The sequence below is a fragment of the Brenneria corticis genome (assembly GCF_003115855.1).
In the GTDB taxonomy this organism is placed as follows: domain Bacteria; phylum Pseudomonadota; class Gammaproteobacteria; order Enterobacterales; family Enterobacteriaceae; genus Brenneria; species Brenneria corticis.
Map to the genome: position 1 here is coordinate 1 of NZ_KZ819108.1, position 17967 is coordinate 17967.

Sequence of the window (17967 nt, forward strand, 5' to 3'; positions counted from 1 at the left end):
AAATATTGATAATTTCTCAGCTATAGGAATCGTATTCGGTCTTTTTTTATAACCTTTTAATATACAATGGGTTATATTAAAAATCAGTAAGTTAACCGCTCCGTGTTCTATCCCATATCATCCTGTGACATACTCCGCCGCCATTTTGTCGCTACTAATTTCCGTCAGTGGGTTCAGATGGATTGTCTACCGTAGCGGGGCAGTCCAATTTGATTTTAATATACCAATTAAACTCGATGATAAAATTTACGGAATGGTAATTTTGTCGATAGATTGAATGGGAGAGTTGGGCTCTGTTGCCTATGAAATGTCCGGTTGACGTAATTTTTGTGGAGCCAAGAGCGAGTTGGCGCTAGAGCAACAAAAAGTGCAGAAGCAATAAAAGTGCATCAGTAGCCTATTATTGCACCTCTATCTATTTTGTAGTAACGTTGCTACAAATTGTATCAAGCAGGAGGTACTGCTATGACCATCACGACTTTATCCAGTAGAGAACTCAATCAGGACGTTACTCGCGCCAAAAAGGCGGCGCTGAATGGTCCGGTATTTATTACGGATCGCGGCCGCCCGGCGCATGTGCTACTGAGCATCGATGAATATCAACGGCTGACAAAGCAACGTCGCAACATTTCTGATGCGTTGGCTATGCCGGGTATTGCGGACATCGAATTTGAGCCGCCGCGAGCGACCATCGGAGCTAAGGCGGCTGATTTCTCATGATGTACGTTCTTGATACGAATGTGGTATCCGAACTGCGAAAAGTGCAGGCTGGCAAGGCTGATGCGAACGTGGCGGCATGGGCGGAAAGCGTTGATGCCGCCGATCTCTTTGTTTCGGCCATCACCATCATGGAACTGGAAATAGGCATTCTGTCGGTTGAGCGCCGAGACGCCACGCAGGGGGCCATGTTGCATTCGTGGCTGGAGCAGCACGTACTGCCGGAGTTCGTCGGGCGTACGTTGCCTGTTGATACCGCCGTGGCGTTACGGTGCGCCCGCCTTCATATTCCCGACAAGCGCGGCGAGCGTGATGCGTTAATCGCGGCAACCGCCCTTGTTCACGGCATGACAGTAGTCACCCGTAATGTTGCTGATTTCGAGCCGACGGGCGTGACTATCATCAATCCCTGGGGAGCGGGGCGGCAGGGCGGCTAAATCCCGCCGGCCTGCTGACTGAAAGTATTTATTGCCGTCAGAATTACCGAAGCGTCGTCTAATAAAATCAATAGCGCGTTTAATGACTTTACCATTTGGTCAGGTATCGGTGTTTATTGGAATTGGTTCTTTACTTAATGGTAGTGCGGTAATTTCAGGCACAAAAAATCCCACCGAAGTGGGATGGAGAATTGATGGGAACTGACGCAAAGCGGTTATTTCATTATGAGCGACGCTTGCGAAAGTTCTCATCGTTTTGTACGTATTGCAAGGAATCAAGTATTAGTCCGGATATCCTCAGCACATTTTCTGGATTTTCTATGAAAATTCTATTGTTATCACATTCAAGCCCCGCTCTCTTGATTTCATTGCAGGTAATTGGCGTTATATCAATAGGAAGTTGAATTGAGGGCCGATTTTTTTTGTCATAATAGCGAACCAACCAGCGGTTCGTTTTACCCTGAAACAGTATGGAGTAGTAGGATTCGGTATCCTTTGGCTGCAGTTCATACCCCGGTCCAACTATTGATGCAATCTTCTCAAATAACACACGTTCATTGTATGTAGTGATGATATTTGGGTTACCTGGATCGGTGATATCAGAACGTTCGTCCACAAAAGCCGTCTCTTCCACATTGCTGCTAGCGACCTCCTCCGTGCTTGGCGACTTGGAGGATAAACCAGACACGACCATTGCGCTGACCGAGCGCTCGACGGCTTGTCGCACCAAAGGCGTTATCGAATCAATAAACCGCTGATTTAGCTGGCGTCCGATATTTGCGCGTCCAGCTACATAGCGCACAAATTCAGCATCAACCTCTTTAAGGCTGGTGCTGACAACTTTCACAAACGCCGATATGTAAACACTCTCCTCGGCCAAGGTGCGCAGAGCTTCCGGCTTGAACTTATCATGCCGGAAGCGAAATAATTGCTCTGCATCTGAATCTGTAACATCATCCATCCGTATCCGCAAAAACGGTGTCGGATCCATAATGTTTTTCTCTTTCAGATCAGTAAAAAATCGCCACTCCACGCCGTTGGTAATGGCTGAAATGGTAACCTCGGGAGTGGAGTTGAAATATCGTGAAAGTTGAGGGCAGTGGTTGTCTATCTTTTCTCGGTAGGATTTTGCTTCGATAAACATGACGGGGACGCCTTGGCAAAATAGCGCATAGTCAACGCGTTCACCTGCTTTTACCCCAGGAAAATCCGCACCATATTCGGCCCTTACTTTTTGCGGATCATATGCGTTGAAGCCTAAAATATCCAAGAACGGTAGAATCAATGCCTGCTTGGTTGTTTCCTCTGTAGTACAGTGTTCGCGGACGTTCTTGACATGCTCAATGTGGTTTTTGAGCCGAGACTTAAAACTTTCCATTCATCCCTCCCACCGAGGTAATTATTTGTTAGTAAATTATGGTTGTCTTCCTGTATGAATCTGCCCAGCGAATATTTTTGAGATATTCGTCAATGTTTCTTAGTCGTACTTACTTGAAATAAATCGATCTTGCACTCTTGCTCAGCTTCAGGAAGCTGGCAGAAAAAATTGAGCCATAATGCAGGTCGTTATCTGAATTTCTATTGTTATGGTAAGCATTGTAAACCTTTGCTTTATATCAGCATAGAAAATTGGATGTTGATCAACTGGTAAATAAATAATTTACTCCATTCATATTTGAATGTCGGTAATGATGCCCGTTTTTGATAAGGCAATCTCAATACCCTACCCGGAAAGCGGAAGATACATGACCACGCTCGAATAGTTTGTATAGGGCCGCCAGTCGCACTCGGCGACAACCCGATACCCCCAGTGTTCGTAGAGCGCGATCAATCGCTTGGCGGGTTTGGCCGTATCCAGGGCAATCCCTTTAGCCCCGCAGCCACTCGCATAATCCTCGACGTGTTGGTGAAGGCGACGTCCGTAGCCCAGGCCCTTGACGTCGGGAGAAATGCAGAACTGAGCCAATGAGAAAACACCTTCCTGCCGATAGAGCAGGACCGGGGATTGCGGTTGAACAGGCCTGAGAGTAACGGTGCCAATGTATTCGCCGTTTTGGATCATTAGCCATGTCTCACCGGAGGCGAGGCGTTCCGCCGTGTCTTCAACCGTCTGGTGAGTGCCCCAGTAGCGCAGTCCTGCCGTCGCATGAGGCGCATAGGCGCTGTGGATAAGGCGAGTCAGCGCGGCAAGATCGTCATCAGGACGGATAGAACGGATAACGACATCGCTTAACGGTGTATTCATGCGCGCAATTATTGGCTCAGGTCGGGAATAACCGCCATTGTAACTTATCGCAAAGCGTTATCCGGCGCTTTTTTGCGCTTTATACCACCGTTGCGCGCCCGCTGTCGCCCCGGGTCTGCGCCAGGTACTGCCACAGCGGCTGTAGGCGTTGCAGCGCGGCGTACATCTGCGGCGCTTCCAGCGCGAACGGCAGGCGCAGAAAGCGCTCGAACGCGCCCTCGGTGCCGAATCGCGGACCGGCGCCGATGCGGATGCCGATGGTTTCGGCGCTGGCGGCGAACATGGTGGCCAGCGGTTTGGGGAGTTCTATCCACCAGGACAGTCCGCCTTCCGGCGGGCGCGATCGCCAGTCCGGGAACAGCGCCTCAACCGCCGCGCCGCAGGCGTCGCGCTGCCGTCGCAGGGTTTCCCGCCGCTGCGGCAAAAAATTGTCCGCCTCGTTAAACAGCGCGATGGCGGCCAGTTGTTCCAGTACCGGCGAACCCAAATCCAGCGTATTCCGTATCTGCACCAACGACGCGATGGTGCGGGCGGGCGCGCGGATCCAGCCCAGGCGCAGACCGCCCCAGAAACTTTTCCCGGCGGAGCCCAGCGTAATGATCCGATCGGCATTGTCGAACGCCGCCAGCGGCGGTGGCGGCGGGGCGTCAAACCACAGGTTGACCATGGTTTCATCCACCACGATGGCGGTGCGCGTGCGGGCGGCGATATCCGCTACCGCTTGGCGGGTCGCCGCGTCCATACAGCGTCCGGTAGGGTTATGAAAGTCGGGGATCAGGTAGGCGAGGCGCGGGGCGGTCTGGGCGATCGTCGCCGCCAGCCCGGCGGTGTCCCAGCCCCGTTCGGGCAGGCTTACCGATACCGGCCGGCAGGAGGCGCCGGTAATGGCCGCCAGCGCCAGCGGATAAGTGGGATGATCAATCACCACCCGGTCGCCGGGACCGGTGAGCAGCCGCAGAATCAGGCTGAAACCGCTAACCGCGCCGTTCACCACCATAATTTGCTCCGCGCTGGTCGGCAATCCGCGCGCGGCATAATGCCGGGCGATAACCTGGCGCAGTTCCGGCAGCCCCTGCTGGTCGTAACCGGTGGTGCCAAGGTGTTCCGGCAGGGCGATCAGCGCGCTGGCATAGGCCTGATGAATTTCCGGACCGGCGGACAGCGCGGCGGTGGAGAGATCCAGCGTCGGCGTCGCACCGGGCGGCGGGAAGGCGCCCGAACCGTTTTGCGGCAGCATCGTCACCGAGCCGGACCCATGGCGACTGGCCAGATATCCCTCCTCGCGCAGCTGCGCCAGCGCCGTCGCCACCGTGGTACGGCTGATATCAAGGGTCGAGGCCAGTTCCCGTTCGCCGGGCAGACGGCTCTCCAACGGCAGACGGCCATCAAGAATTAACAGCCGTAGCCCGTCCGCCAACTGGCGATAGACCGGGGTACGCGGTAGATCCTGACGCCAGCGCCCCAGTAACCGAAGCAGCGACGGGGCGCCTATTCTGCGCTGTGCCATATATAGTGGTCCACTTTATAAAAACTGGACCTTAATACTAAGTCCATTTTGCGTAAAGGTATAGCCACAGCGCGGTGGCGTATTAAGGAAAAGAGAATGGTTCGTCGGTTGGTTCAGCTTTATATCGGTCTGGTGTTATACGGGGTGTCCACCGCCATGTTGGTGTGCGCCAACCTGGGGGCGGACCCGTGGAATGTGTTCCATCTCGGCGCGGCGGCGATCTTCTCGCTGGATATCGGCATGGTGATGATCATCGCCGGCGCGCTGGTGCTGCTGTTGTGGATCCCGCTGCGTCAGCGGCCCGGACTGGGAACCGTCAGCAACGTGATTGTGCTGGGGCTGGCGGCGGACGCGACGTTGGCGCTGATGCCGCCGCTGACGTCGTTGCTGGCCCGCAGCGCACTATTAATCGCCGCGGTGGTGGTTAATGCGCTGGCCACCGGGATGTATATCGGCGCCGGTTTCGGCGCCGGCCCGCGGGACGGTCTGATGACCGGCATCAACGCCCGCACCGGCTGGCCGGTGCGGCGCGTGCGTACCGCCATCGAGGTCAGCGTGCTGCTGGCGGGCTGGTTGATGGGCGGCACGGTCGGCGTGGGGACGGTACTGTATGCATTGACCATCGGGCCGTTGATCCAGCTCTGCCTGCCGTGGTTTATCGCCAGGCCGCCGGCGGGAAACGCGCGGGTACGGACGACGGCGCAGCCTTAAGTGCGCCATCGTTTGATTTTTCCTCCCGGATCCATTTGTTTATTTAAAAGTTTTAACGCCGATAAATTCAGCAGTAGGATAAACGTCGGCAGATAACCTACTTATTTAAACAGGGTGAAGGGAAAAGAGATGCAGATTTCAGAAGGTCGCTTATTGGATATTACCCGGGCGCTGTTGCGGCAGACGGGGTGTGACGCGGCGGAGGCCGACTGCGTGGCGGAACATCTGGTCGCCGCCAACCTGAAAGGGCACGACAGCCACGGCGTGGGCATGCTGCCGCATTACGTAAACTTTATCGCGCAGGGCCGCATGCATCCAAACACCCCGGCGCGCAAAATCCGCGACGGCGGCGCGGTGTTGCAGTTCTCCGGCGATCGGGGTTTCGGGCAGCGTACCGGCAAAGAGGCGATGGAGGCGGCGATCGAACGCGTCAAGAGCACCGGGGTATGTTTGATGACGCTGTCGTCAACCTGCCATCTGGGGCGCATCGGCACCTATGGCGAAATGGCGGCCGAGGCGGGGCTGGTATCGATTCATTTCGTCAACGTCAACGATCACGATCCGATTGTGGCGCCCTGGTGCGGCAGCGAAGCGCGGTTTGGCACCAATCCCATCTGCATCGCTTTTCCGAAAAGCGAAAATAACGCCGCCTTTGTGCTCGATTTCGCCACCAGCATCGTGGCGCTGGGCAAAACCCGCGTCGCCTATCTGGCGGGCAAAAAGTTTGATGAAGAGGTGATGATCGACGGCGACGGCGTTTCCACCAACGATCCGCGGGTGATGTGGGAAGGCGAAAAACCGGGGGCGCTAAAGCCCATTGCCCGGCATAAAGGCGGCGGGCTGGTGCTGGCCGCGGAGCTGCTGGCCGGGCTGTTATCGGGCGGCGGCACCATTCAGCCGGAAAATCCGCGCCAGGGGGTGATTGTGAACAATATGACCACCATTGTGATCGATCCCACCAGTATGGTGTCGATGGCGTGGTTGCAGAAGGAATACGACGCGATGCTGGAGTATGTCCGCTCGTCGCGGGCGCTGGACCCCGCGCAGCCGATCCTGATCGCCGGCGAGCCGGAACTCAACGCCAGAGTGCAACGGCGGGCCGCCGGCATAGTGATTTCCGATGCGGAGTGGCGAAAGATTGTCGATGCGGGCATATCGCTTGGCATGGCGCCGGAGGCGTTTGCCCTGTAGCGTTCCAGCCCGGAATAAAAAGGGCGCCATCTGGTTGATATGACCTACTATTGCATAAGGCGCGTAATAACGGGGTGGCGGAATATATGCGGGAACTGCTGGTTGTACTGGTGATTCTGGGGGCTTTGATTGCGCTGGCGCCCTGGATCCAGCGCCATCTTCCCCCCGGCTACGATCCCTTTTCTCCGCTGTCGGTCGACGACCCGCCGACGCTGGTAACCCGCTTTAAGCTGCGGCGCCTGGCGGACGATCCCGCCGCCTGTCTGGCGGCGCTGCGTCGGGCGCAGGATAAGGGGCGCGTCACCTTCAGCCTGCCGGGGGATATTGACGGACAGTGCCCGCTCTCTTCCCCGGTGCGCGTGCAGCGTTTTGGCGCCGTGACCCTCAATTCGGGCTTTTTGGCCAGCTGCCCGCTGGCGCTGAGCAGCACCATGTTTGTCACCCAGACGGCGATACCGCAGGCGCAGCGGCTGGGCGCGGCGCTGGCGCGCATTGATCATCTCGGCAGCTTCGCCTGCCGCAATATTTATCACCGTCCTGAAGGGCGGCTAAGCGAACACGCCACCGCGGACGCCTGGGATATTTCCGCTTTTCGCCTGGCGGACGGGCGGAACATCAGCGTGCTGAATCAGTGGCGGGCGACGGACGCGCGCGGCGATTATCTGCGCGCCACCTTTGAACAGAGCTGCGCTTTCTTTGGCAATGCGCTGGGGCCGGAATACAACGCCGCCCATGCCAACCATTTTCATCTGGGCATGCGCGGCTTTGGCGTGTGTCGGTAACGGCGGGGCAAAAGCGGATTAAAAGTCGGCGTATTCCCGGGCTGGCAACCAGAAACCATCAATAAATTCTTCGATAGGATAACACCCGGCGCGGCGTAAGCGCTGTTCCTTCATGGCCTTGAGACACTGGGTTTCGGTGTTATACGCGCCTACCACCAGTTCATCGCAACCATTGCCGAGATAACAAACAAATATCACCAGTGCGAACATAACGTCCTCAATTTTTCGTAACCCTCAAATTTTGCTTAATAGCGCTGCGGTTTTATTTTCGCTCTGTAGGCAATTGTAGATGAGAATCAGCGAGAAGTGAGGCGGAGCGGCGCATCAGGTGGTTTTATCGCCACCTGACGGCGTTGCAAGCGGAATGTGTTTTAGCGCTTATCCGCTGCGGCGCAGCAGGCGCCGTCGCGCACCAGATCGCGCGGCAGGCTGTTTTTTATCCGGCTGCCGATGCGTTTGGCCAAGCCCACCGGGCAGTTCCGATAGGTGAGCAGCAGTTCGTCGGACGAGGGCGCCGGCTCCGGGTAGCTGTCCTTTCCCTGAAACCATTCGCAGGCCAGCCGATCGCTGAGCGCGTAGGCGTGGCCGGCGTCGGCGTTTGCCAGCGCGATAACGGCTTCATGCTGCCAGCGATAGCCTTTGGCAAAGCGCTCCGCCAGTTTGACGCCGATACGCGAGAATCTTATTTTCCCCAGCGCGGAGGCCAGCGCGGCGGGAAAAAGCCAGATCTCGTTGTCGCGCTGCCACAGCTGCAAGCGGTCGTTTTGCCACTCAAGCCCGTGCTGCCGCGCCGCCTGGGTGACCGTCGCCCGGTCTTTGGCGCTCAGCGGCGAGAAGGGGAATTTCCCCACCTGATAACCGGGAGCGGGAAGCGGCGGAACGCTGGCCGTTTTGCGCAGGCGCGCCACGAAAAAACCCTCGCTGTCATAGATTTGCGGGAAGACGTGTAAAAATCCTTCCTCCGTCGCCGCCAGCGCGGCGCCGGGGAACAGGTCGGTGAGGGGTTCGAATTCGCAGGCGTCGGGAAAGGTTTGCCGCAGCCAGTGGCACACCTGCTGATTTTCCTGCGCGTTCAGCGTGCAGGTGGAGTATATCAGCACTCCGCCGGGCTTTAAGGCGTGAAAGGCGCTGAGGATCAGCTCGCGCTGGGTGGCGGCGATGCCGGCGATGCTTTCCGGCGACCAGTGGTTCATCGCCATGGGATCTTTACGCACCACGCCTTCGCCGGAGCAGGGGGCGTCAAGCAGGATCGCATCGAAATACTCGGGCAGCGCCGCGCCGAATACCCGCCCGTCGAAATGGGTCAGCGCCGTATTGCCGACGCCGCAACGGCTGATATTGGCGTGCAGCACCTTCACCCGGCTGGCTGAGTATTCATTGGCGATAATCGCTCCCTGATTATCCATAACGGCGGCGATTTGCGTGGTTTTGGAGCCGGGGGCCGCCGCCATGTCCAGCACGCGCTGCGGCGCGGCGTCATGGTGAAAAAGGGCGCTGACCGGCAGCATGGAACTGGCTTCCTGAATGTAAAACAGGCCGCTCAGGTGCTCCAGCGTATTGCCCAGACGCAGGGTTTCATCATCATCCGCGTTCAGCAGCCAGAAACCGTCGCGGCACCAGGGAATGGGTTCCAGGCGCCATTGGTAGGGTTCCACCAGCTTTAAAAACGCCGCGCTGTCGATTTTTAACGTATTGACGCGGATGCTGCGGCGTAACGGCCGCTGACAGGCGGCAATAAACTCATCCATGGAAAGATGAGCGGGCATAACGGCCTGAATGACGGAGAGAAACTCAGGGGGTAAAGGAGTCGGCGTCGGTTTAGCCACGGTAGAAAGTCTCGTTGCAGCGGGAAAAATTGTCAGCGCGCAGTGTAGCATAATGCGCCGCCGAGCGTGCGGCGACGCACGGCAACCCAAGTTCCCCCGTCAGGTTCGGCCCGCAGCGGCAGAGGCAATTATTGGGTCGCAATGGTTAATTCTATTTCCAATAAGTTAATAGCTATTATCATTTTTGTTATTTAGATTTAACTTTTTCTGCTGTTAGCATCCTCTGTCGTCACCAACCGTATTGGTTTAGCGATCCGCCGATATCGTTATCAGGCCCCGTCAGGATCCCGCTCACCGCTCATTAAACTATAAAATTATTTGTCAGGCGATGAATGCCATTAGCTGTCTTTCAAACCAGGAGAAAGGGTACTGTGAGTCTTAACCAGCCCCTGCAAGGCGTGCGCATCGGCATTGATGTCGGCGGCACCTTCACTGATTTCGTGTTGTTCAATCCCGCCGGCGATCGCTTCTTCTATCATAAGCAGCCCAGCGTGCCGCGGGATCCCGCGCTGGCGGTCAGCCAGGGGCTGTGCGAGCTGCTGAGCCAAAGCCGCCTGCAGGCGCGCGACGTCGCGCTGTTGCTGCACGGCACCACCCTGGGGCTTAACGCCATTATTCAGCGCCAGGGCGCGCCCATCGCTCTGGTGGTCAGCCGCGGCTTCCGCGATGTGCTGGAGATCGGCCGCGCCCGTATGCCCTCATCCTTTGATTTCCATGCCGGACGCGAACCCCCGTTTCTGCCGCGCGACCGGGTGCTGGAAATCAGCGCCCGTTTCAATCCCGCCGGCGAGGTGACCGACTGGCCGGGCGAGCCTGAGCTGGATGCGTTGGCCGGGCAGATCCGTGGTCTTAACGTCAGCGCCGTCGCCCTGATGCTGATTAACGGTTACGCCAATCCGCAGCAAGAACAGCGCCTGGCCGACATCCTGAGGCGGAAATTGCACGATGCGGATATCAACATTCTGTCGGCGGCGGCGCTATGGCCGGAAATCCGCGAATATGAACGCACGCTGGTCGCCGGACTGAATGCCTATATTCAGCCGTTGATGAGCCGTTACTTTACCCGTCTGGCGTCCCTGATTGAGGAACTGGGTATCGCGGCGCCGCTGCTGGTGAGCGCATCGAACGGCGGCGTCCTGCCGCTGGATTCCGCCCTGAGCCGCCCGGTGGACACGCTGCTTTCCGGCCCGGCCTCCGGCGTGACGGCGGCGCTGCAGCTGGCGGCGGATTGCGGCGCCGGCGACATTATCAGCTTTGATATGGGGGGAACCAGCAGCGATATCGCCATCGCGCAGGGCGGGGAGGCGGAAATGGTCACGCGCACCGAAATCGGCGGTTTACCGCTGGTGCTGCCGGTGGTCGGCGTGTCGGCCATCGGCGCCGGCGGCGGCTCCATTGTCTCGGTGGATGACTACGGAGTACTGAAAGTCGGCCCGTTAAGCGCCGGCGCCGATCCCGGACCGGCGGCCTACGGCCGGGGCGGAACGCAGGCGACCTTGACCGACGGCTATCTGGCGTGCGGCATTGTGGATGCGGCGTCGTTTCTCGGCGGCGCGATGCCGCTCAGCGCGGAAAAGGCGCGGGCCGCCCTGGCGACGGTGGCGGCGCGGCTTGAATTCAGCGCAGAGGACGCGGTAGCCCGCGCCGCCAGCGGCGCGCTGGCCGTGGCCACCGCGCAAATGGCCGCCGAAATGCTTAAAGCGCTGGCGCAGCGCGGGCTGGAGCCCGCGGCGCTCACGCTGGTGCCGTTTGGCGGCGCCGGCCCGACCCACGCCAATTTTCTGGCGCAAGAGGCCGGCATCAGGCGCATTCTTATCCCCCCGCGCCCCGGAACCTTCTGCGCCCAGGGGGCGGCCACCGCCAGCCTGCGCCGCGATTTCGTGCGCAGTTTACGGGTGAAAGTCAGCGCGAACAGTCTGCCGCAAATCAACGCCACCCTGCGGCAACTGGTTACCCAGGCGGAGCAATGGTTCAACGCGAGCGCCCGCCATCTGACGAACACCGTCCGGTTGAATATCGCCGCCGATATGCGCTATGCCGGGCAGGCCTATGAGCTGAAGATCGCGCTGGCCGACACGCAGGCCGCCGCCCTGGGGTCGTTGACCGTGGAGGAGCTGACGGTGGAGCAACTGCGTCAGGCATTCCACCTCCGGCATCAGCGGAGCTATGGTTTTCGCGACGACGGGGCGGAGATTGACCTCACCACGCTGCGGCTGTCGCTGATAGGTCAACTGCCCGCCCTGCCGGCGACGGCGGCCGACGCGGGCGATGGCCCGGCGGTTTATCATCGCCGGCCGGTGTTTTTGCAGCAGCGCTGGCTGAGCGCCCGCGTTTATCAGCGGGCGGCGCTGCGCCCCGGCGACCGTTTTAGCGGCCCGGCCATCGTTGAACAGGAAGACACCACCGTGCTGGTGTTGCCGCACTGGGAAGCCACTGCCGACCGGCTGGGAAATTTACATCTTTCCCGCCTGGCGGAGCAGGAGGAGCCAGCGGTATGAAACTCGATCCGGTGACGCTCGAAATACTCAACAACAAACTGACCGCCTTAACCGAGGAGATGTGCCATACGCTGCAGCGCACCGGCAGAACCCTGTACGTGAAGGAGACCGCCGATTTCTGCTGCGCGCTGGCCGACCGCGACGGGCGTTTTTTCGCCTATCCGCGCGGCATTGGCGTGTCGGGGTTTGTGGGGCTGAATTGCCTGGCCGCCATTCAGGCGGTGGGCGCGCTGCAACCGGGCGATGTCATCCTTACCAACGATCCCTATCGCTCCCGCGGGTTGGCGACCCATCTGCCCGACCTGCAGGTTATCGAACCCTATTTTCATCAGGGCGAGATTATCGCCTACGGCTGGGCGTTTCTGCATGCCTCCGACGTGGGCGGCAACGTTCCCAGCAGCATTTCGCCGACCAACAGCGATCTGTTTCAGGAGGGGCTGCAAATCCCGCCGGTCAAACTGGTGCGCGGCGGCGAGCTTAATCAGGATATTATTCTGCTGCTGCGCGCCAACAGCCGCACGCCGGATGCCAACCATGGCGATCTTCAGGCGCTGCTGGCGGCGTTGGCCGCGGGGCGCCGGCGTTTCGCCGGCGTCGTCGCCCGGCATGGGGCGGACGGCGTTCTGGCGGCGCAACGGGATTTGCTGGACTATTCCGCCAGCCGGGCGCGCCAGGCGTTACGGCGCATCCCCGACGGCCATTACCAATTCTCGGACTATCTCGACGATGAGGCCGGCAGCGGTCTGCCGGTCAGACTGGCGCTGAAAATCGCGGTGGATGACGGGAACATCCATCTGGATTTCAGCGGCACCGATCCGCAGGTGGCCGCCGCCATCAATATTCCCAGCCACGGCGAGGTTCATAGCTGGCTGACCCTGCGCATCCTGGCGCTGGTGTGTACGCTGGACAAAACCGTGCCGCTCAACGCCGGCCTGCTGGCGCCGGTTACGCTCTTCGCGCCGCCCGGTTCGCTGGTCAACCCGCTCTATCCTGCCGCCGTCGGCGTCCGCCACGCCGCGGCGGTGCGCATCAATGACGTGCTCAACGGCGTGCTGGGACAGGCGCTGCCCGATATCATGCCGGCGGCCAGCGGCGGCGCCATTATTCCGCTGGTGGCGGCGCAGCGCGGCGAACGGGGGCAGAACGTGCAGGTTATCGAGCCCATGGTGGGCGGTGGCGGCGGACGCTTTGGCTGCGACGGCGTGGACGGCCGCGATAACAGTATCTCCAATCTGGCGAACAATCCCGTCGAAATGGTGGAAGCGGAAACGGCGATCGAGATCCGCGAATACGTCCTGCGCGCCGATTCCGCCGGGGCCGGACAGTGGCGCGGCGGCTGCGGGCAACAAATCCGCGTGCGGATTTTACAGGATGACACCCTGATTCTGGCGCGCGGCATGGAGCGCCTGCGCTTCCAGCCCTGGGGGGCGCAGGGCGGCTTGCCGGGCGCCGCGACGCGCCTGACCCTCAATGCGCAGCGCGACGATGCGCGGGCGCTGGGGAAGATCGATCTGCTGCCGGTCAGGCGGGGGGATGAAATCATGCTGCAAACAGCCGGAGGCGGCGGCTGGGGCGATCCCTTTTTGCGCGATGCCGAACGGGTGAAGCGCGACGTGGCGTTGGGACTGGTCAGTGTCGCCGCCGCCCGCGAGCTGTACGGCGTGGTGCTGAATAATCTCCAGATCGACGTCGCCGCGACGGCGCGGGCGCGCCAGTCAATACGTCAGATCTCTTCACGCGGCGCGCACTGGGACAACTGGCGGCAGATCTTCGACAGCGATTCCCTCGACCGGCTCAACGCGGCGCTTTACGCCCATCCGCCTTCCCGGCGCAGCCGGCTGCGCCGGGAGTTTTACGCCGCCATTCTGGCGCAATTGCCGGCGGATTTTCCCCAGGTTGCGCCCGATCCGCAGACGCGCGAGCGCATTCGGCAACAGTGGCCGCAGCGGCTGCTGGCGCTACAACAAGCCAATAACAGATTATCCACCGACTAATCAGCCAGGAGTAATGCTATGCGTAAACTGCCCTTTAAACGGTTACTGCTTTCCCTTGCCATCGGCCTGGCGTCGTTTGCCGGCCAGGCGGCGTCCGACGACGCGCCGGCGCCGACCGACAGCGTGGTGATCGGGGTGTATGGCGGCGACTGGGAAAAGAATATCCGCAGCGCCGGTCTCGATCGGTTCGCGCAGGAAAACAATATCAAAGTCACCGTGGTGGCCGGGGCGGATGCCGAGTGGTTCGCTAAACTGCGCGCCGCCAAAGGCCGCCGCGCCCCGTACGATATCGTGGTATTTCAGCCCGATACCATTCAGCGGGCGATAGCCGCCGGTCTGCTGCAGCCGCTGGAGGCGCGGCACATCGCCAATCTGGACAAGCTGTACTCCTCGGTGCAGCAGCGCTTCGTCAGCGAGGGCAAAACCTACGCCGCCGCTTTCAGCCTCGGCCAGTTGGGGCTGGCGTACCGCAGCGATCTGGTGCCGCACGCGCCGAAAAGCTGGCTGGATCTGTGGGACCCGGCCTATAAGGGCCACGTCGCCGTCTCGTCGCCCACCTACGCCGCCGGGCTGCAATTTTTCGCCGGACTGGTGCACGCCCTCGGCGGCAAGCTGGAAAACGGCGCCGACGTGGATAAAGCGTTCGCCAAGCTGGCCGAGCTGAAAGGACAGGCGGTGGCTTTCCCGGATAGCCCCGGCGCCATTCAAACGCTGCTGGAGCGCGGCGATGCCTGGGTGGTGCCCTACTGGGACGGCCGCGTTTTCGCCCTGAAACAGCAGGGGCTGAAAATCGACTTCGTGTATCCGTCGGACGGTCCGGTGGTGGGGGCGGCGAACTGGGCTATCCCCAAAGGCGCGCCCAATCTGGCCAACGCCTATAAGCTGGTGAATTATCTCTCCGGCGCCGAGGTGCAAAAAGCCTTCTCCGACAAATCGCTCTACGGCATGACCAACAAAGAGGTGCAATACAGCGATAGCCTGAAGAGCCAGGTGCAGGTGGGGGAGGAAGCCTATAACCAGCTGATTTGGATCGACTACGCCACGGCGACGCCGAAGCTGGCGGAGTGGACCGCCCGCTGGAGCAAGGCGCTCGGAGGAGGGCAATGAGTTGGTTGTATCTCGAGGATATTGAACGCCGTTTTGCCGAGCACGTGGCGCTGGACGGCGTGAGCCTGCAGATTGAGCAGGGGGAATTTTTCTCCCTTCTCGGCCCCAGCGGCTGCGGCAAAACCACCCTGTTGAATATTATCGCCGGTTTTCTCGCCCCCAGCCGCGGGGCGGTGTCGCTCGGCGGCCGGGATATTACGCCGCTGCCGCCGTATCAGCGCGCCATCGGCATGGTGTTTCAGAACTACGCGCTGTTTCCGCACCTGTCGGTGTTTGACAATGTGGCGTACGGCCTGAAGGTGAAAAAGCTGCCGCGCAAGGCTATCGCCGGCCGGGTCAAACAGGTTTTGGAGCTGGTCAGGCTCGAGGCCCTCGGCGAACGCATGCCCCATCAGCTTTCCGGCGGTCAGCAGCAGCGGGTGGCGATAGCCCGCGCGCTGGCTATCGAACCGCAGGTGCTGTTGCTGGATGAACCCTTATCGAACCTCGACGCTAAACTGCGCAAAGAGATGCAGGATGAACTGCGCGCGTTGCAGCGGCGCGTGGGCATCACCACCATTCTGGTCACTCACGATCAGGAAGAGGCGCTGGCGCTTTCCGACCGCATCGGCATTCTCGGCCGGGGTCGCCTGCAACAGGTGGGCACGCCGCTGGCGCTGTACCGGCAACCCGCCAACCGTTTCGTCGCCGAGTTTATCGGTCAGGCGAATCTTTTTGACGTGCATGCGGCGGGCGGCGAGGGCGACTTCGTGGCGCAGCGGCATTTTTCCGCCGCCGATCGGCCGCTGCGTCTGCGGGTCAAGCAGCCTCCGGGCGATCCTCCGTCCGGGCTGATGCTGCGCCCCGAGCGCATCAAGATAACGACGGAACCGTCGGCGGAGGCGGTCAATCAGACGCCGGCCATTCTGCGGGAAGCCAGCTATACCGGCGCCGTTATGCGGCTGCGGCTGGCATTGCCCGGCGGCGGCGAGCTGCTGGCGCATAGCGTCGACGGGCAGTTCGACGCCATCCCCGCGCCGGGTACGCCCTTTACCCTGAGCTGGCGCAGCGATGACGTGATCGCCTTGCCCGATGCGGCGGAGGCGTGATGAGCGTAAGGTCATACTCCCGCGGCGCCGGGCGATTCTCCTGGGCGTTACTGACGCCGGCGCTGATCTTCCTGCTGCTGTTTCTGCTGGCCCCGCTGGCGCTGTTGGCGGTGCAAAGCCTCGGCAACGTGGACAGCCTGCTCGAACCGCTGCCCGGCTACGGCTTGTCGCAGTACCTGATCGTCTTTACCTCGCCCGACTATCTGCATGCCTTATGGACCACCCTGTGGGTTGCGGTCTTTACCGCGCTGCTCTGCCTGCTGCTGGCCTATCCGGCGGCGTGGCTGCTGGTGTCGGTGCGCAGCCGGGGATGGCGCACCCTGCTGTATGTGGTGCTGGTTTCGCCCCTGCTGACCAGCGTGGTGATCCGCACCTTTGCCTGGATTGTGCTGCTGGCCCAGAACGGGCTGATCAACGATCTGCTGGTGTCCGCGGGCGTCGTTCCCCGGCCGCTGGCGCTGCTGTGGAATATGCCCGCGGTGATCATCGCCTATGTGCAGGTTATGCTGCCGTTCGCCGTCTTGCCGCTGGTCACCTCGCTCAATGAGATCGCCCCCAATCTCAAACTGGCGTCGATGAGCCTTGGCGCGGGGCGGATTGAAACCTTTCGGCGCATTGTCCTGCCGCTGACGATCCCGGGCATGCTGACCGGCTTTATCATCGTCTTTGCGCTGGCGGCCGGCAGCTATATCACGCCGCTGCTGATTGGCGGACGTTTGCAGCCGCTGCTGCCGATCGCCATCTACCAGCAGGCGTTGCAAATCGCCAATCTGCCGCTGGCCGCCGCGCTGTCGCTGACCCTGCTGTTCGCCACGCTGCTGGTGGCGTTTTTCGCCGGGGGAATACTTAAACGCTGGGAAAGAAAAACCTATGGCCACTAACAATAGGCGCGCTGCCGCGCACGGCCGCTGGCTCACCCTGCTGGCGGGGTTGACGGCGGCGATTATTTATCTGTTTATGGCGCTGCCGGTGCTGGTTATCGCCCTGTCGGCGTTCAGTCCCGATGCCTATCCGCAATTCCCGCTGCGGGGATTTTCGCTGCGCTGGTTCTACGCCCTGGCGGAAAATCCCGGCTGGGGAGAGGCGCTTAACACCAGCGTTATGCTGCTGTTGATCGTCACGCCGGTCACCGTGCTGCTGGGAACCGGCGCGGCCTATGCGCTGGCGCGGCTGCAATTCAGGTTCCGCGACGCCCTGCAGGCTTTTATCCTTTCGCCGCTGATGATCCCGCAGGTGGTGCTGGGCATTGCGCTGCTCTATGTGCTCACCGCGGCGGGCATGGCGGGCACGATTGCCGGGCTGGCGGTGGGGCACGTCATCGTCGCGCTGCCCTATACGGTACGCACGGCCAGCGTCAGCCTGGCTTCCATGGATCGCCGTCTGGAAGACGCGTCGATGAGTCTCGGGGCGGGGCGGCTGTATACCTTTTGGCACGTTACGCTGCCCTTGATCAAACCCGGCATGGTGGCGGGGGCGGTATTCGCCGCCGTGACCTCGTTTGGCGAGGTGTCGGTCAGCCTGTTCCTCACCGCGCCGCAGACGGTCACCATGCCGGTCAGGATTTTCAATTATATCGACCAGACCTTCGATCCCGCGGTCAACGCCATTTCGGTGATATTTATTTTCGTCGCGATAATTACCCTGGTGGTGATTGAAAAGAGTATCGGTTTGACCAAGGTGTTGTAATCTCCCCCTTTGCAGGACTGTCTCTTAGTCACAAATTTACCGATAACATTATATGTAAGCCCAGCGTTATTTCGTGCGCGAGAAGAAAGGTATTTTTATGCCACGTCGCAGCACGCGCCCGACTCAGGGCGCTTGTATCTTCCTCATGTAGTGATTAGCTATCACTACATGAAACAGA

General features: G+C 60.1%; 16 protein-coding genes. 11 read left to right on the forward strand and 5 right to left on the reverse strand.

All coding sequences use genetic code 11. The annotated features are described in order from the left end of the window. The first annotated feature begins 465 nt into the window (after positions 1 to 465). Both DDT56_RS23290 and DDT56_RS23295 read left to right on the forward strand, forming a co-directional pair. Complete coding sequence (locus DDT56_RS23290; protein ID WP_136168731.1) at positions 466 to 720, forward strand: type II toxin-antitoxin system Phd/YefM family antitoxin; 255 nt, start codon at positions 466 to 468, stop codon at positions 718 to 720. Beyond that, positions 720 to 1154 (forward strand): type II toxin-antitoxin system VapC family toxin, encoded by a 435-nt coding sequence (locus DDT56_RS23295; protein WP_136168745.1) that lies wholly within the window; start codon positions 720 to 722, stop codon positions 1152 to 1154. The genes DDT56_RS23290 and DDT56_RS23295 overlap by 1 nt, the downstream gene beginning before the upstream one ends. Before the next feature lie 223 nt (positions 1155 to 1377). Here DDT56_RS23295 and DDT56_RS23300 read toward each other — a convergent pair whose 3' ends face one another. The 3 genes from DDT56_RS23300 to yczR all read right to left on the reverse strand — a co-directional run bounded on the left by DDT56_RS23300 (position 1378) and on the right by yczR (position 4906). Continuing rightward, on the reverse strand, positions 1378 to 2532 hold the full coding sequence (locus DDT56_RS23300; RefSeq protein ID WP_136168732.1) for a type I restriction endonuclease: 1155 nt from the start codon (positions 2530 to 2532) through the stop codon (positions 1378 to 1380). A 345-nt stretch (positions 2533 to 2877) separates the two neighbouring features. Beyond that, entirely contained in the window at positions 2878 to 3399 is a 522-nt protein-coding gene (locus tag DDT56_RS23305) for a GNAT family N-acetyltransferase (RefSeq protein ID WP_136168733.1), read from the reverse strand. Positions 3400 to 3478: 79 nt separating this feature from the next. Continuing rightward, positions 3479 to 4906, reverse strand: coding sequence for a MocR-like transcription factor YczR (gene yczR / locus DDT56_RS23310; RefSeq protein WP_136168734.1), 1428 nt, complete (start codon positions 4904 to 4906; stop codon positions 3479 to 3481). 96 nt (positions 4907 to 5002) lie between these two features. Between yczR and yczE the strand changes: the two genes are divergently transcribed. The 3 genes from yczE (at position 5003) to DDT56_RS23325 (ending at position 7590) form a co-directional block, all read left to right on the forward strand. Further along, positions 5003 to 5617, forward strand: a complete 615-nt coding sequence (gene yczE / locus DDT56_RS23315) for a membrane protein YczE (RefSeq protein WP_136168735.1) — start codon at positions 5003 to 5005, stop codon at positions 5615 to 5617. A 129-nt stretch (positions 5618 to 5746) separates the two neighbouring features. Continuing rightward, positions 5747 to 6808 (forward strand): malate/lactate/ureidoglycolate dehydrogenase, encoded by a 1062-nt coding sequence (locus tag DDT56_RS23320; RefSeq protein WP_136168736.1) that lies wholly within the window; start codon positions 5747 to 5749, stop codon positions 6806 to 6808. Between the two features lie 86 nt (positions 6809 to 6894). Further along, positions 6895 to 7590, forward strand: a complete 696-nt coding sequence (locus DDT56_RS23325) for an extensin-like domain-containing protein (protein ID WP_136168737.1) — start codon at positions 6895 to 6897, stop codon at positions 7588 to 7590. An 18-nt stretch (positions 7591 to 7608) separates the two neighbouring features. Here the strand turns inward: DDT56_RS23325 and DDT56_RS23330 are convergent, their stop codons facing one another. Both DDT56_RS23330 and rsmF read right to left on the reverse strand, forming a co-directional pair. Beyond that, positions 7609 to 7800 carry a YdfD/YebW family protein gene (locus tag DDT56_RS23330; protein WP_136168738.1) on the reverse strand — a complete coding sequence of 64 codons (192 nt, stop codon included), beginning with the start codon at positions 7798 to 7800 and terminating at the stop codon, positions 7609 to 7611. 161 nt (positions 7801 to 7961) lie between these two features. Continuing rightward, positions 7962 to 9416: a 16S rRNA (cytosine(1407)-C(5))-methyltransferase RsmF gene (gene rsmF / locus DDT56_RS23335; RefSeq protein ID WP_136168739.1), complete on the reverse strand. Its 1455-nt coding sequence runs from the start codon at positions 9414 to 9416 to the stop codon at positions 7962 to 7964. A gap of 371 nt (positions 9417 to 9787) precedes the next feature. Here rsmF and DDT56_RS23340 point away from each other — a divergent pair, with 371 nt between their 5' ends. From DDT56_RS23340 to DDT56_RS23365, 6 genes are read left to right on the forward strand one after another with little or no spacing between them, the layout of a single operon-like run. Further along, positions 9788 to 11914 (forward strand): hydantoinase/oxoprolinase family protein, encoded by a 2127-nt coding sequence (locus tag DDT56_RS23340; RefSeq protein WP_136168740.1) that lies wholly within the window; start codon positions 9788 to 9790, stop codon positions 11912 to 11914. Continuing rightward, positions 11911 to 13908 (forward strand): hydantoinase B/oxoprolinase family protein, encoded by a 1998-nt coding sequence (locus tag DDT56_RS23345; RefSeq protein ID WP_136168741.1) that lies wholly within the window; start codon positions 11911 to 11913, stop codon positions 13906 to 13908. Before DDT56_RS23340 ends, DDT56_RS23345 begins: the two co-directional genes overlap by 4 nt. An 18-nt stretch (positions 13909 to 13926) precedes the next feature. Beyond that, positions 13927 to 15015 carry an ABC transporter substrate-binding protein gene (locus DDT56_RS23350; RefSeq protein ID WP_136168742.1) on the forward strand — a complete coding sequence of 363 codons (1089 nt, stop codon included), beginning with the start codon at positions 13927 to 13929 and terminating at the stop codon, positions 15013 to 15015. Next, positions 15012 to 16103, forward strand: coding sequence for an ABC transporter ATP-binding protein (locus DDT56_RS23355; RefSeq protein WP_136168743.1), 1092 nt, complete (start codon positions 15012 to 15014; stop codon positions 16101 to 16103). The genes DDT56_RS23350 and DDT56_RS23355 overlap by 4 nt, the downstream gene beginning before the upstream one ends. Continuing rightward, complete coding sequence (locus DDT56_RS23360; RefSeq protein ID WP_136168744.1) at positions 16103 to 16984, forward strand: ABC transporter permease; 882 nt, start codon at positions 16103 to 16105, stop codon at positions 16982 to 16984. The genes DDT56_RS23355 and DDT56_RS23360 overlap by 1 nt, the downstream gene beginning before the upstream one ends. Further along, entirely contained in the window at positions 16974 to 17789 is an 816-nt protein-coding gene (locus tag DDT56_RS23365) for an ABC transporter permease (RefSeq protein ID WP_210417075.1), read from the forward strand. The genes DDT56_RS23360 and DDT56_RS23365 overlap by 11 nt, the downstream gene beginning before the upstream one ends. Positions 17790 to 17967 lie beyond the last annotated feature (178 nt).

Excerpts from the sequence above, each read along its gene's own strand:
- DDT56_RS23290 (WP_136168731.1), top strand. The coding sequence starts at position 466 with ATGACCATCACGACTTTATCCAGTAGAGAACTCAATCAGGACGTTACT.
- DDT56_RS23295 (WP_136168745.1), top strand. The coding sequence starts at position 720 with ATGTACGTTCTTGATACGAATGTGGTATCCGAACTGCGAAAAGTGCAG.
- DDT56_RS23300 (WP_136168732.1), bottom strand. The coding sequence starts at position 2,532 with ATGGAAAGTTTTAAGTCTCGGCTCAAAAACCACATTGAGCATGTCAAG.
- DDT56_RS23305 (WP_136168733.1), bottom strand. The coding sequence starts at position 3,399 with ATGAATACACCGTTAAGCGATGTCGTTATCCGTTCTATCCGTCCTGAT.
- yczR (WP_136168734.1), bottom strand. The coding sequence starts at position 4,906 with ATGGCACAGCGCAGAATAGGCGCCCCGTCGCTGCTTCGGTTACTGGGG.
- yczE (WP_136168735.1), top strand. The coding sequence starts at position 5,003 with ATGGTTCGTCGGTTGGTTCAGCTTTATATCGGTCTGGTGTTATACGGG.
- DDT56_RS23320 (WP_136168736.1), top strand. The coding sequence starts at position 5,747 with ATGCAGATTTCAGAAGGTCGCTTATTGGATATTACCCGGGCGCTGTTG.
- DDT56_RS23325 (WP_136168737.1), top strand. The coding sequence starts at position 6,895 with ATGCGGGAACTGCTGGTTGTACTGGTGATTCTGGGGGCTTTGATTGCG.
- DDT56_RS23330 (WP_136168738.1), bottom strand. The coding sequence starts at position 7,800 with ATGTTCGCACTGGTGATATTTGTTTGTTATCTCGGCAATGGTTGCGAT.
- DDT56_RS23345 (WP_136168741.1), top strand. The coding sequence starts at position 11,911 with ATGAAACTCGATCCGGTGACGCTCGAAATACTCAACAACAAACTGACC.
- DDT56_RS23350 (WP_136168742.1), top strand. The coding sequence starts at position 13,927 with ATGCGTAAACTGCCCTTTAAACGGTTACTGCTTTCCCTTGCCATCGGC.
- DDT56_RS23355 (WP_136168743.1), top strand. The coding sequence starts at position 15,012 with ATGAGTTGGTTGTATCTCGAGGATATTGAACGCCGTTTTGCCGAGCAC.
- DDT56_RS23360 (WP_136168744.1), top strand. The coding sequence starts at position 16,103 with ATGAGCGTAAGGTCATACTCCCGCGGCGCCGGGCGATTCTCCTGGGCG.
- DDT56_RS23365 (WP_210417075.1), top strand. The coding sequence starts at position 16,974 with ATGGCCACTAACAATAGGCGCGCTGCCGCGCACGGCCGCTGGCTCACC.